Genomic DNA, 13827 nt, shown 5'->3' with positions numbered 1-13827 from the left:
CGTATGAGTGTCTTCGCCAAGTTCTCGCGCCGACAGATCGGCCTGTTCTCACTGTTCCTCGCGCTCGTACTCATCGTCGGCGCCGCGGTGTGGTGGGTGCTGCTGCGCCCGGCGAGCACGGTCATCACCGCGTACTTCGAACGGTCGGTCGCCATCTACCCGGGTTCGGACGTGAAGATCCTCGGGGTGGAGGTCGGTAAGGTCGACTCGGTCACCCCGCAGGGGACGCAGGTCAAGGTGGTGATGTCGGTCGACGGTGGCATCGACATCCCGGCGCAGGTCAAGGCCGTGCAGATCACCCCGTCGGTGGTGCCGGACCGCTTCATCCAGCTCACCCCCGCCTACAGCGGCGGCCCGAAGATGGGTGAGACGGCGACGATCCCGCTCGACCGCACCGCCACGCCGGTCGAGGTCGACCAGCTCTACAAGAGCGTGTCCGACATCTCGAAGGCACTCGGGCCCGACGGGGTGAACAAGGACGGCGCATTGTCGAATCTGGTCAACACGGCCGCGGCGAACCTCAACGGCAACGGCGAGACACTGGCCGAGACCATCACGAAGCTGTCGGCGGCCGCGCGGACCCTGTCCGACTCGCGGGGCGACATCTTTTCCACGGTCCGTAACCTGCAGACCTTCGTCAGTGCGCTGGCGGCCAACGACCAGCAGGTTCGTCAGTTCAACGACCAGATGGCGCAGTTCAGTGGCTTCCTAGACGGTGAGCGCCAGGACCTGGCCCAGGCGGTGCAGCAGCTGTCGTACGCGCTCGGCGACGTCGCGCGATTCGTCGGTGACAACAAGCAGAAGCTGGAGTCGAACGTCAACGGTCTGGCCTCGGTCACCGGAACCATCGCCAAGAACAAGGCGCAGCTCGCGGAGTCGCTCGAAGACCTGCCGTTGGCGATCGCGAACCTGATCAACGCGTACGACCCGGATTCCGCCACCCTCCAGATGCGCGTGAACATCCCCGAATTGCAGAATCCCCTCGGCGCCCTCTGCAAGATGTTGGACCTCGGCAAGCTGATGCCGGGCGATCCGCAGTTCGATGCGCTGAGCCGTCAGATGGCGCCGCTGATCGACAACTGCTCGACGATCGCCAACCAGATCACCGCGGGTATCAAGACGCCGACGCTGAATCTGCCGTTCGGCATCATGAGCGGTGACAACCAGCAGCGCAACCCGGTTCCGGGCACGGTGCCGGGCACCCCGTCGCCGCGGCTGCAGCCCGGTTTCGGAACCCAGGGAGGTGGCCGGTGAGCGGGTTCGATCGGGTCCGGTCGGTGTTCGCATCGCCGCGCCGTCTCGTTGCGGTCGCCGGTCTCTGTGTGGTCGCGGTGACGGCCTCGGGTTGTGGCTCGCAGGGGATCTACAGCCTGCCGCTGCCCGGTGGGCCGAACACCGGCAGCAACCCGATGACGCTGACCGCCGACTTCTCGGACGTGCTGGATCTGGTTCCGCAGTCGTTGGTGAAGGTCAACGGCGTCCCGGTGGGTAAGGTCGACTCGATCGATCTCGCACCCGACGGCTGGTCGGCGCGGGTCAAGATGACGCTGCGCAACGACGTGGATCTGCCGGAGAACTCGACCGCCGCGGTGAAGATGACCAACCTGCTCGGCGAGAAGTACGTCGAACTGGATCCGCCGACCTCGGCGCCGGCGACGACCAAGCTCGCCTCGGGTGACATGATCCCGCTCACCCGCACGGGACGCAGCGTGCAGCTCGAAGAGGTGCTGGGTGCGCTGTCGTTGCTGCTCAACGGCGGCGGTTTCGCGCAGGTGCAGCCGATCGTGCAGGAGCTCAACAAGGCGCTCGGCGGTCGCGAGGCGACCGTCCGGAGCCTGCTCGAGCGGACCGACAAGCTGATCGACGGCATCAACCAGCAGCGCGACGACATCACGAAGGCGCTCGACGGGCTCGGTGTGCTCACCAACACCGTCAACGGGCAGCGTGAGGAGATTGGCAAGGCGCTCGACGAACTGCCGAAGGGCATCGAGGTCCTCAACGCGCAGGAACCGCAGTTCATCGCGATGCTCAAGCAGCTCGATCGGCTCGGCCAGGTGGGCACCGACGTGATCACCAAGTCGCGTGACAACCTGATCGCCGATCTGCGGGCGCTGCGCCCGACGGTGCAGGCGCTGGCGGCATCCTCGCCGGACCTGATCGCCGCGCTGCCGATCCTGCCCACCTTCCCGATCCCCGACGAGATCCTGCCCGCCATCCACGGTCAGTCCGCGAACGTGTTCCTCTCGCTGGACCTGCGGATCGGACAGATGTTGTCGAACCTCGGTGTCGGCGAGCGCAAGCCGGTGTACGTCAAGCCGTACGGTCCGCACAACGTCCCGGTCGACCCGACCAACCCGTACATCAACGGCAACGGGCCCCGCGGTGGCTGGCCGACGGTGTCCCTGCTGCCGCCGCCGCTGAACGCCGCACCGCCGGCTCCGCCGCAGGCTCGGCCCGCGAAGGGTAAACCGGGTGCCAAGCCCGTGTTGCCCAACCCGTTCGCCCTGATCCCCGTCCCGCCGGCTGTTGGGGGTAATCGCCGATGACGTCGAAACTGGTCAAGACGCAGATCGTCGTGTTCGTGCTGATCGCGGTCCTGGGCATCGTGTATGTGGGTGCGAAGTATGTTCGGCTGCCGAACATGCTGGGGTTCGGGCAATACACGGTGAACCTGGAGTTGGCGTCGTCGGGCGGCATCTTCCAGAACGCGGAGGTCACCTATCGTGGCGTGCCCGTGGGCCGGGTGGGTGATCTGTCGCTGACGCCGACAGGCCTGCAGGTGCAGTTGCTGCTCGACACCGGCGGCCCGAAGATCCCCGCGTCCTCACGGGCGGTGGTGGCGGATCGCTCGGCGATCGGTGAGCAGTTCGTGGATCTGCAGCCGAGCACCGACAAGGGCCCGTATCTGACCGACGGGTCGGTGATCGCGCAGAACAAGACCTCGACGCCGGTGCCGGTGCAGGACCTGTTCGCGAATGTGACCGCGCTGGTCAAGTCGGTGCCGGTCGATTCGTTGCACACGGCGTTCACGGAGTTGGGCAAGGCGTTCAACGGGCAGGGACAGAACCTGCAGTCGCTGGTGGATTCGGTGGACAACCTGAGCCAGGCCGGGTTCGACAACCTGCCGCAGACCTCGGCGTTGATCGCAGACAGCAATCCGGTGCTGCAGACCCAGTCGGACCAGTCGTCGGCGATCGAGCAGTTCAGCCACGATCTGAAGGACATCACCGCGCAGCTCAAGTCGTCGGATCCGGACATCCGCCGGTTGATCGACAACGGCAAGCCGGCGAGTGATCAGGTCGGAGACCTGGTCAACACCAGCGGCCGGGACGTGACGACGCTGCTGCGCAACACCGCGCCGATCGCGGATGTCTTCAACCGGACCAGCATCGGCCTGCGGGTGCTGCTCGCCGCCCTGCCTGCACTCGGTGCGGCCGCGCCCGCGATCGCACCGGGTGACGGCACGATCCACATGGGTCTGGTCCTCGAGACGAACAATCCGGTGGCCTGCACCCGCGGCTATGAAGGCTCGCAGAAGATCCTGGCGGAGATGAAGGCGAAGAACCCGAACTTCGACCCGAACCGCGACGAGTTCCCGGTGAACCTGGACGCGCACTGCGCGGTGCCGGAGGGCAACCCGACCGCCGTCCGCGGCTCGCAGAACGCCGTACTGGTCGACCCGGACACCCCGCAGCCGTGGGACAACAAGCCCAAGGTGGACCCGGAAAAGCTGAACCTGACGCCGATCGCGACCCAACTCGCCACGCTGATGGGCATCACCACCCGCTAGCCTGACGACGGCGCCACAGACCGATCGGTCTGTTACCGACAAGTAGGATGATTTCGTGACCCAGCAGACACCCGACGGGACCGATGACGCCGGTAAGGCTGGCGTGAACGCCGATCCGGGGAGTGCCGACCCGGCAGTGACCCCGGATCCCGCAGCAGCCGAGACGCCGGGTGTCGAGACGCCGGTCGCGGCAGACGTGGCCGCCGGCCGGTCGCGGCTGCTCAAGCCGGCGATCGTGGCGTCCGCGGTGCTGGCGCTGGCGGCAGTGGTCGCCGCGGCGGTGTACGGCGGGATCTGGATCTACAACGCGTCCGCGGTGAAGTCGAAGGCCGACGATCGTGACCAGGCGCTGATCGATGCCCGCCAGGCGGCGATCAACCTCAACACCGTGGACTCGGCGCACATGGACAAGACCATCGCCGACATCCTGTCCTCGTCCACCGGCGCGCTCGAGGACAACTTCAAGCAGAGCAAGGATCAGCTGGAGAAGGTGACCGAGGCCCGTGGCGTATCGACCAGCGCCAAGGTCAGCGATGCGGTGATCACGTCCTTCGACCACGACGCGGGCACCGCCGAGGCGATGGCGTTCGTCGTGCAGACCCAGACCTCGAAGGACCAGCAGCCGAAGATCGTCAGGATCGGCATGCACCTGACCATGAAGAAGGTCGGCGACACCTGGAAGGCCTCCGACGCCAAGCTGCTGTTCCAGGGCGTCGACGGCGGATCGCCCACGGCGCCCGCACCGCAGCCCGCTCCGGCGCCGGCCGACGGCAACTAGCCGCACGGAATCCCCGCCGCCCACGCCCGAGGCCGAGAAGTAAGGACCGTCATGCCCCCGATTCGTCGTAAGCCGCCCACTGCGGCCCGGCCCGCCGCCCGCCGCCCCAAGATCGCCGGCGCAGCCCAGGTGAATCGGGCCGCCGACGCGACCCCGGAGCACGCCGAGGCGACCACGCCCGAGCCGCAGGCTCCTGAGTCAGCCGCACCCGAGGCCGCGGCGGCCGAGCAACGCGATACCGAACAGACTGCCGGTGAAAGACCCACGGTGTCCTTCGCCAAGGAGGTGCCGGGGGCGTCCACATCCGAAGCCGCGGCACCTGAGGCCCCCGCGCCGGCGGTCTCGGCACCTGAGGCTGCGGTGCCCGAGACCCCCGCGTCCGAGACCCCGGCCCTTGAGGCCGCAGTGCCCGAGGCCGCGCAGGCCGTGCCGGAGGAGTCGGCTGAGGAAGTCGTCCCGGCCCGTCGTCGCCGCCGCGTCCCCCGTCCGCGGGCCGGGTGGCCGCTGGTGGCCGCGCTGCTGGCGATCGCCGTGGTGTTCGGCGCGTTCGCGGGTGTGGTCGCGTGGAAGCAGCCGGCCAAGGTGGACAACGTCGCCTACATCGACGACGCGACCACCACCCAGGTCACCGCGTCGGCGAAGACGATCGTGCAGAAGATCTTCTCTTACGACTACAAGACCATCGACCAGCACGCCGGCGAGATCAAGGGCGACATCACTCCGGCGATGATGGACCAGTACAACAAGTTCTTCGCGCCGAGCAGCGATGCCATCAAGCAGGACAAGTCCCATGTCGACGCCACGGTCGATCAGGGCAACATCGGCGTCAAGATGCTCGAGGGCGACCTGGCCCAGGTGGAGATGATCCTGAACGTGACCTCGTCGAACGACGGCGTGACGGGGCAGGGGGCGCAGGTGCCGCTGCTGGTCAACCTGCAGCGCTCGGCCGACAAGTGGACCGTCACCGGCCTGCAACAACTCTGATCGGCGAGGCCGGGAGCGGTCCGATCTGGCCTGTTCGCCCGTGATCTCTTGGGTGAATCGACCCGAATCGGCCCGGACCGGCGGGATTCCCGGATCTCGCGTGCCGCCCATCGGCGCGCGGTCTTGACGTTCGCCGCTTCACAGGTCACTCTTGTGCCTGGACATGCGAGCCCTGCTCATATTGCGGAGTCAGGCTTGAGGCGTTGTTGAGAAACAGGCGCCGCCCCTCGAAGGGCGTCGGCGCGGTTTTCTTTCGGCCCGCTCGGGTGCAGTTTGCCGTGCAGACTCGACACCAGCGGATATTTCCTCTATCGTTGGACGTTGCGCTGGCTGCCTCCTGTCCACCCTGTGTCGTCTGGCCCGAAGACTTCGTCGTCTGTTGGGTCTGTGCCGAGGACTCGTTCGGGTTGCTACCAGCGGACTCCGCATAGAACACCAAGCAGATACAGCGGCGGTCGGCTTCTTCGGAACAGCTGGGGGAGCGGGCCCGCGTGAGGTGCTGGAAGGACGCATCTTGGCAGTCTCCCGCCAGACCAAGTCAGTAGCCAACGCCGAAGGGGTTGACATCCCGGGCGCACCAAAGAGGGTTTCGTTCGCGAAGATCCGCGAGCCGCTTCCGGTGCCGGGGCTGCTCGATCTCCAGACTGACTCCTTCGAGTGGCTGGTCGGTTCCCAGCGCTGGCGCGAGCGAGTCGCAGCGCGCGGCGACAATGCCGCCACCGGCGGACTCGAGGAGATCCTTACCGAGCTCTCCCCGATCGAGGACTTCTCCGGATCGATGTCGCTGTCCTTCTCCGACCCGCGCTTCGACGAGGTCAAGGCCTCCGTCGAGGAGTGCAAGGACAAGGACATGACCTACGCGGCGCCGTTGTTCGTCACCGCGGAGTTCATCAACAACAACACCGGTGAGATCAAGTCGCAGACGGTCTTCATGGGTGACTTCCCGATGATGACCGACAAGGGCACGTTCATCATCAACGGCACCGAGCGTGTCGTCGTGTCCCAGCTGGTCCGTTCGCCGGGCGTCTACTTCGACGACACCATCGACAAGACCACCGAGAAGACGCTGCACAGCGTCAAGGTGATCCCGGGCCGTGGCGCCTGGCTCGAGTTCGACGTCGACAAGCGCGACACCGTCGGTGTGCGCATCGACCGTAAGCGCCGCCAGCCGGTCACCGTGCTGCTCAAGGCGCTCGGGTGGACCAAGGAGCAGATCACCGAGCGCTTCGGCTTCTCGGAGATCATGATGTCGACCCTCGAGAAGGACAGCGCCGCCGGCCCCGACGAGGCGCTGCTCGACATCTACCGCAAGTTGCGCCCGGGCGAGCCGCCGACCAAGGAGAGCGCGCAGACCCTGCTGGAGAACCTGTTCTTCAAGGAGAAGCGCTACGACCTCGCCCGCGTGGGTCGTTACAAGATCAACAAGAAGCTCGGACTGAACGCCGGTCAGCCGATCGAGGCCTCGGTGCTCACCGAGGAAGACATCGTCGCGACCATCGAGTACCTGGTCCGCCTGCACGCCGGCGACACCACGATGACGGCCCCCGGCGGCGTCGAGGTCCCCGTCGAGGTCGACGACATCGACCACTTCGGCAACCGTCGTCTGCGCACGGTCGGCGAGCTGATCCAGAACCAGATCCGTGTGGGCCTGTCCCGCATGGAGCGCGTGGTCCGCGAGCGGATGACGACCCAGGACGTCGAGGCGATCACGCCGCAGACCCTGATCAACATCCGCCCCGTCGTGGCCGCGATCAAGGAGTTCTTCGGAACCTCTCAGCTCTCGCAGTTCATGGACCAGAACAACCCGCTCTCGGGCCTGACCCACAAGCGCCGCCTGTCGGCGCTGGGCCCCGGTGGTCTGTCCCGTGAGCGCGCCGGCCTCGAGGTCCGCGACGTCCACCCGTCGCACTACGGCCGCATGTGCCCGATCGAGACGCCGGAAGGCCCGAACATCGGCCTGATCGGCTCGCTGTCGGTGTACGCGCGGGTCAACCCGTTCGGCTTCATCGAGACCCCGTACCGCAAGGTCGTCGACGGCCAGGTCACCGAGCAGATCGACTACCTGACCGCCGACGAGGAGGACCGTCACGTCGTCGCGCAGGCGAACTCGCCGACCGACGCCGAGGGCAACTTCCTCGAGGACCGGGTGCTCGTCCGCAAGAAGGGCGGCGAGGTCGAGTACGTCTCCTCGTCCGAGGTCGACTACATGGACGTCTCGCCGCGGCAGATGGTCTCCGTCGCGACCGCGATGATTCCGTTCCTCGAGCACGACGACGCGAACCGCGCGCTGATGGGCGCGAACATGCAGCGTCAGGCGGTGCCGCTGGTGCGCAGCGAGTCGCCGCTGGTCGGCACCGGCATGGAGCTGCGTGCCGCCGTCGACGCCGGTGATGTCGTGGTCACCGAGAAGCCCGGTGTCATCGAGGAGGTCTCGGCCGACTACGTCACCGTCATGGCGGACGACGGCAGCCGCAAGACCTACCAGATGCGCAAGTTCGCGCGCTCGAACCAGGGCACCTGCGCCAACCAGCGTCCGATCGTGGACGAGGGCCAGCGGGTCGAAGCCGGCCAGGTCCTGGCCGACGGCCCCTGCACCGAGAACGGTGAGATGGCGCTCGGCAAGAACCTGCTCGTGGCGATCATGCCGTGGGAGGGCCACAACTACGAGGACGCGATCATCCTGTCGCAGCGCCTCGTGGAGGAGGACGTGCTCACCTCGATCCACATCGAGGAGCACGAGATCGACGCCCGCGACACCAAGCTCGGTGCCGAGGAGATCACCCGGGACATCCCGAACGTCTCCGACGAGGTCCTCGCCGACCTCGACGAGCGCGGCATCGTGCGCATCGGTGCCGAGGTCCGTGACGGCGACGTGCTGGTCGGCAAGGTCACCCCGAAGGGCGAGACCGAGCTGACCCCGGAGGAGCGGCTGCTGCGCGCGATCTTCGGTGAGAAGGCGCGCGAGGTCCGCGACACCTCGCTGAAGGTGCCGCACGGTGAGTCCGGCAAGGTCATCGGCATCCGGGTCTTCTCCCGCGATGACGACGACGACCTGCCCCCGGGCGTCAACGAGCTGGTCCGTGTCTACGTGGCGCAGAAGCGCAAGATCCAGGACGGCGACAAGCTCGCCGGCCGCCACGGCAACAAGGGCGTCATCGGCAAGATCCTCCCGCAGGAGGACATGCCGTTCCTGCCCGACGGCACCCCGATCGACATCATCCTCAACACCCACGGCGTGCCCCGTCGTATGAACATCGGCCAGGTTCTCGAGACCCACCTCGGGTGGATCGCGAAATCCGGCTGGAAGATCGAGGGCAATCCGGAATGGGCCCAGGGCCTGTCCGAGGAGATGTACGACGTCGAGGCCGACACCAACACCGCGACCCCGGTGTTCGACGGCGCGAAGGAAGAGGAGCTCACCGGGCTGCTCTCTTCGACGCTGCCGAACCGTGACGGCGAGCGGATGGTCGACGGCAACGGCAAGGCGACCCTGTTCGACGGCCGCTCCGGCGAGCCGTTCCCGTACCCGGTCGCGGTCGGCTACATGTACATCATCAAGCTGCACCACCTCGTCGACGACAAGATCCACGCGCGTTCGACCGGTCCGTACTCGATGATCACCCAGCAGCCGCTCGGCGGTAAGGCCCAGTTCGGTGGCCAGCGCTTCGGTGAGATGGAGTGCTGGGCCATGCAGGCCTACGGCGCCGCCTACACCCTGCAGGAACTGCTCACCATCAAGTCGGACGACGTGGTCGGCCGCGTGAAGGTGTACGAGGCGATCGTCAAGGGCGAGAACATCCCCGAGCCGGGGATCCCGGAGTCGTTCAAGGTGCTCTTGAAGGAGCTCCAGTCGCTCTGCCTGAACGTCGAGGTGCTCTCCAGCGACGGTGCCGCCATAGCGATGGCGGACAGCGACGACGAGGACCTCGAACGGGCCGCGGCGAACCTGGGCATCAACCTTTCCCGGAACGAGGCGGCCACGGTCGACGACCTGGCGAACTAGTTTTCGGTCCCCGGGCCGGGCACACGGTGCGCGGCCCGGGGGCGCTAGAGCACATTTGAATTTGGCAGTCAGGACAAGCGGCAACCACGCCCGCTGATCCGCAATCCCTCTGGGGAAAGGAAGTTACGTGCTCGACGTCAACTTCTTCGATGAACTCCGCATCGGTCTGGCGACCGCGGAGGACATCCGCAACTGGTCCTACGGCGAGGTAAAGAAGCCGGAGACCATCAACTACCGCACGCTCAAGCCCGAGAAGGACGGCCTGTTCTGCGAGAAGATCTTCGGTCCCACCCGGGACTGGGAGTGCTACTGCGGCAAGTACAAGCGTGTGCGCTTCAAGGGCATCATCTGCGAGCGCTGCGGCGTCGAGGTGACCCGTGCCAAGGTCCGTCGTGAGCGGATGGGGCACATCGAGTTGGCCGCCCCGGTCACCCACATCTGGTACTTCAAGGGCGTGCCGAGCCGGCTCGGCTACCTGCTGGACCTGGCGCCGAAGGATCTCGAGAAGATCATCTACTTCGCCGCCTACGTCATCGTGGGTGTCGACGACGAGTTGCGCCACAACGAGCTGTCCACGCTCGAGGCCGAGATGAACGTCGAGAAGAAGACGGTCGCCGACCAGCGCGACGCCGATCTCGAGGCCCGCGCGCAGAAGCTCGAGGCCGACCTGGCCGAGCTCGAGGCCGAGGGCGCCAAGTCCGACGTGCGCCGCAAGGTCAAGGACGGCGGCGAGCGCGAGATGCGTCAGCTCCGTGACCGTGCCCAGCGCGAGCTGGACCGGCTCGAGGAGATCTGGAACACCTTCACCAAGCTGGCCCCCAAGCAGCTGATCGTCGACGAGCTCATCTACCGCGAGCTGATCGACCGCTACGGCGAGTACTTCACCGGTGCGATGGGCGCGGAGTCCATCCAGAAGCTGATGGAGAACTTCGACATCGACGCCGAGGCCGAGAGCCTTCGCGAGACGATCCGCAGCGGCAAGGGCCAGAAGAAGCTGCGCGCGCTCAAGCGTCTGAAGGTCGTCGCGGCCTTCCAGCAGTCCGGCAACTCGCCGATGGGCATGGTCCTCAACGCGGTCCCGGTGATCCCGCCGGAGCTGCGCCCGATGGTCCAGCTCGACGGTGGCCGTTTCGCCACCTCCGACCTGAACGACCTCTACCGTCGTGTGATCAACCGCAACAACCGCCTCAAGCGACTGATCGACCTCGGCGCGCCCGAGATCATCGTCAACAACGAGAAGCGGATGCTGCAGGAGTCCGTCGACGCGCTGTTCGACAACGGCCGCCGCGGCCGCCCTGTCACCGGACCGGGCAACCGCCCGCTCAAGTCGCTGTCGGATCTTCTCAAGGGCAAGCAGGGTCGTTTCCGTCAGAACCTGCTCGGCAAGCGTGTCGACTACTCGGGCCGTTCGGTCATTGTTGTCGGCCCGCAGCTCAAGCTGCACCAGTGCGGTCTGCCGAAGCTGATGGCGCTCGAGCTGTTCAAGCCGTTCGTGATGAAGCGTCTGGTCGACCTGAACCACGCGCAGAACATCAAGTCCGCCAAGCGGATGGTCGAGCGTCAGCGCCCGCAGGTGTGGGACGTGCTCGAAGAGGTCATCAACGAGCACCCGGTGCTGCTCAACCGTGCGCCCACCCTGCACCGCCTGGGCATCCAGGCCTTCGAGCCGCAGCTCGTCGAGGGCAAGGCCATCCAGTTGCACCCGCTCGTGTGTGAGGCGTTCAACGCCGACTTCGACGGTGACCAGATGGCCGTGCACCTGCCGCTGTCCGCGGAGGCGCAGGCCGAGGCGCGCATCCTGATGCTGTCCTCGAACAACATCCTGTCGCCGGCGTCGGGCCGCCCGCTGGCCATGCCGCGTCTGGACATGGTCACGGGTCTGTTCCACCTGACCCGTGAGGTCGAGGGCGCGCTGGGCGAGGGCGGCGTCTACGCCAACCCCGCCGAGGCGATCATGGCCGTCGACCGCGGCGTGCTGTCGGTGCAGGCGACCGTCAAGATCCGGCTGTCGCAGCAGCGTCCGCCGGCCGACGTCGAGGCCGAGCTGTTCCCCGAGGGCTGGACCGCCGGCCAGGGCTGGCTGTGCGAGACCTCGCTGGGCCGCGTGATGTTCAACGAACTGCTTCCGCACGACTACCCGTTCATCAACGAGGTCATGCCGAAGAAGCGCCAGGCCGCGATCATCAACGATCTCGCCGAGCGCTACCCGATGATCGTCGTCGCGCAGACCGTCGACAAGCTCAAGGACGCCGGCTTCTACTGGGCCACCCGCTCCGGTGTGACCGTGTCGATGGCCGACGTGCTGGTGCCGCCGGAGAAGCCGCAGATCATGGAGCGGTTCGAGGCGCAGGCCGACCAGATCGAGAAGAAGTACCAGCGTGGCGCGCTCAACCACGCCGAGCGCAACAGCGCACTGGTGAAGATCTGGTCCGAGGCCACCGACGAGGTCGGCAAGGCCATGGAGGCCCACTTCCCCGACGACAACCCGATCCCGATGATCGTGAAGTCCGGCGCCGCCGGCAACATGACGCAGGTTCGGTCGCTGGCGGGCATGAAGGGTCTGGTCACCAACCCGAAGGGTGAGTTCATCCCGCGTCCGATCAAGTCCTCGTTCCGTGAGGGCCTGACCGTGCTGGAGTACTTCATCAACACCCACGGTGCCCGTAAGGGTCTGGCCGACACCGCGCTCCGTACCGCGGACTCGGGCTACCTGACCCGTCGTCTGGTGGACGTCTCGCAGGACGTGATCGTGCGCGAGCACGACTGCGGCACCGAGCGCGGCATCATCATGACGATCGCGGAGAAGCAGGCCGACGGCTCGCTGATCCGTGACGCGCACGTCGAGACCAGCACCTACGCACGCACGCTGTGCACGGATGCCCTCGACGAGAACGGCAACGTCGTGGTCGAGGCCGGATCCGACCTCGGCGACCCGGCGATCGAGAAGCTGCTCGCGGCCGGCGTCACCAAGGTCAAGGTCCGCTCGGTCCTGACCTGCAACACCGGCACCGGCGTCTGCGCGACCTGCTACGGCCGCTCGATGGCGACCGGCAAGCTGGTCGACATCGGCGAGGCCGTCGGCATCGTCGCGGCGCAGTCCATCGGTGAGCCCGGTACTCAGCTGACCATGCGTACCTTCCACCAGGGTGGTGCGGCCGGCGCGGCCGACATCACCGGTGGTCTGCCGCGTGTCCAGGAGCTGTTCGAGGCGCGCGTGCCCAAGGGCAAGGCGCCGATCGCCGAGGTCTCCGGCCGGGTGCGTCTCGAGGACGACGACCGCTTCTACAAGATCACCATCATCCCCGATGACGGTGGCGAGGAAGTCGTCTACGACAAGCTCTCGAAGCGTCAGCGTCTGCGCGTGTTCAAGCACACCGACGGCAGCGAGCGCCTGCTCACCGACGGTGACCACGTCGAGGTCGGTCAGCAGCTCATGGAAGGTGCTGCCGATCCGCACGAGGTGCTGCGCGTCATGGGTCCGCGTGAGGTCCAGATCCACCTGGTCAACGAGGTCCAGGAGGTCTACCGCAGCCAGGGTGTGTCGATCCACGACAAGCACATCGAGGTCATCGTGCGGCAGATGCTGCGCCGCGTGACGATCATCGACTCGGGCGCGACGGAGTTCCTGCCCGGGTCGGTGGCCGAGCGTGCGGAGTTCGAGGCGAGCAACCGCCGCGTCGTCGCCGAGGGCGGCGAGCCGGCGGCCGGTCGTCCGGTGCTCATGGGCATCACGAAGGCCTCGCTGGCGACCGACTCGTGGCTGTCGGCGGCGTCCTTCCAGGAGACCACTCGCGTGCTGACCGATGCGGCGATCAACTGCCGCTCGGACAAGCTGATCGGTCTCAAGGAGAACGTGATCATCGGCAAGCTGATCCCGGCCGGTACCGGCATCAACCGCTACCGGAACATCCAGGTCCAGCCGACCGAGGAGGCTCGCGCCGCCGCCTACGCGGTGCCCGCCTACGACGATCAGTACTACAGCCCGGACATGGGCTTCGGCACCACGACTGGTGCCGCGGTTCCGCTCGACGACTACGGGTTCAGCACCGACTACCGGTAGTCACGCTCCACTGACACGCCAGTGCCCCGGGAATGCATTGCATTCCCGGGGCACTGGCGTTTGTGCGTTCTGGCGTTTGTGCGTTTTCGCGGCTGGGCCACGCATCGACCGGACCTCCACTCCGTCGCCGACCGCCGTTGACACGATAACGTTATATGTCTAACGTTACGACATAACACAGGTAAATGTTTCTTGATGAGACGTGATCCAGT

At 66.6% G+C, this 13827-nt stretch carries 7 protein-coding genes; all 7 read left to right on the top strand.

The annotated features are described in order from the left end of the window. Nucleotides 1-3: 3 nt before the first annotated feature. The 7 genes from G4X40_RS03290 to G4X40_RS03260 all read left to right on the top strand — a co-directional run bounded on the left by G4X40_RS03290 (nucleotide 4) and on the right by G4X40_RS03260 (nucleotide 13615). Nucleotides 4-1254, top strand: a complete 1251-nt coding sequence (locus G4X40_RS03290; RefSeq protein WP_277830131.1) for an MCE family protein — start codon at nucleotides 4-6, stop codon at nucleotides 1252-1254. Next, a complete protein-coding gene (locus G4X40_RS03285) occupies nucleotides 1251-2546 on the top strand; it encodes an MCE family protein (protein WP_277830130.1) in 1296 nt (431 codons plus the stop codon). Before G4X40_RS03290 ends, G4X40_RS03285 begins: the two co-directional genes overlap by 4 nt. After that, nucleotides 2543-3790 (top strand): MCE family protein, encoded by a 1248-nt coding sequence (locus G4X40_RS03280; protein ID WP_277830129.1) that lies wholly within the window; start codon nucleotides 2543-2545, stop codon nucleotides 3788-3790. The genes G4X40_RS03285 and G4X40_RS03280 overlap by 4 nt, the downstream gene beginning before the upstream one ends. A gap of 55 nt (nucleotides 3791-3845) precedes the next feature. Continuing rightward, nucleotides 3846-4568: a hypothetical protein gene (locus G4X40_RS03275; RefSeq protein WP_277830128.1), complete on the top strand. Its 723-nt coding sequence runs from the start codon at nucleotides 3846-3848 to the stop codon at nucleotides 4566-4568. Nucleotides 4569-4619: 51 nt separating this feature from the next. Then, a complete protein-coding gene (locus G4X40_RS03270; protein ID WP_277830126.1) occupies nucleotides 4620-5552 on the top strand; it encodes a hypothetical protein in 933 nt (310 codons plus the stop codon). A 496-nt stretch (nucleotides 5553-6048) separates the two neighbouring features. Then, entirely contained in the window at nucleotides 6049-9555 is a 3507-nt protein-coding gene (rpoB, locus tag G4X40_RS03265; RefSeq protein ID WP_277830124.1) for a DNA-directed RNA polymerase subunit beta, read from the top strand. A 127-nt stretch (nucleotides 9556-9682) separates the two neighbouring features. Further along, complete coding sequence (locus G4X40_RS03260) at nucleotides 9683-13615, top strand: DNA-directed RNA polymerase subunit beta' (RefSeq protein ID WP_277830122.1); 3933 nt, start codon at nucleotides 9683-9685, stop codon at nucleotides 13613-13615. The last annotated feature ends 212 nt before the right edge of the window (nucleotides 13616-13827 follow it).

Source organism: Speluncibacter jeojiensis (genome assembly GCF_029589495.1).
GTDB lineage: Bacteria > Actinomycetota > Actinomycetes > Mycobacteriales > Mycobacteriaceae > Speluncibacter > Speluncibacter jeojiensis.
The sequence above is the reverse complement of the archived record's forward strand: the minus strand, read 5'-3'. Positions and strand labels throughout refer to the sequence as shown.

Coding starts and splice junctions, on each gene's coding strand:
- G4X40_RS03270 (WP_277830126.1), top strand. CDS start 4,620: ATGCCCCCGATTCGTCGTAAGCCGCCCACTGCGGCCCGGCCCGCCGCC.
- G4X40_RS03280 (WP_277830129.1), top strand. CDS start 2,543: ATGACGTCGAAACTGGTCAAGACGCAGATCGTCGTGTTCGTGCTGATC.
- G4X40_RS03290 (WP_277830131.1), top strand. CDS start 4: ATGAGTGTCTTCGCCAAGTTCTCGCGCCGACAGATCGGCCTGTTCTCA.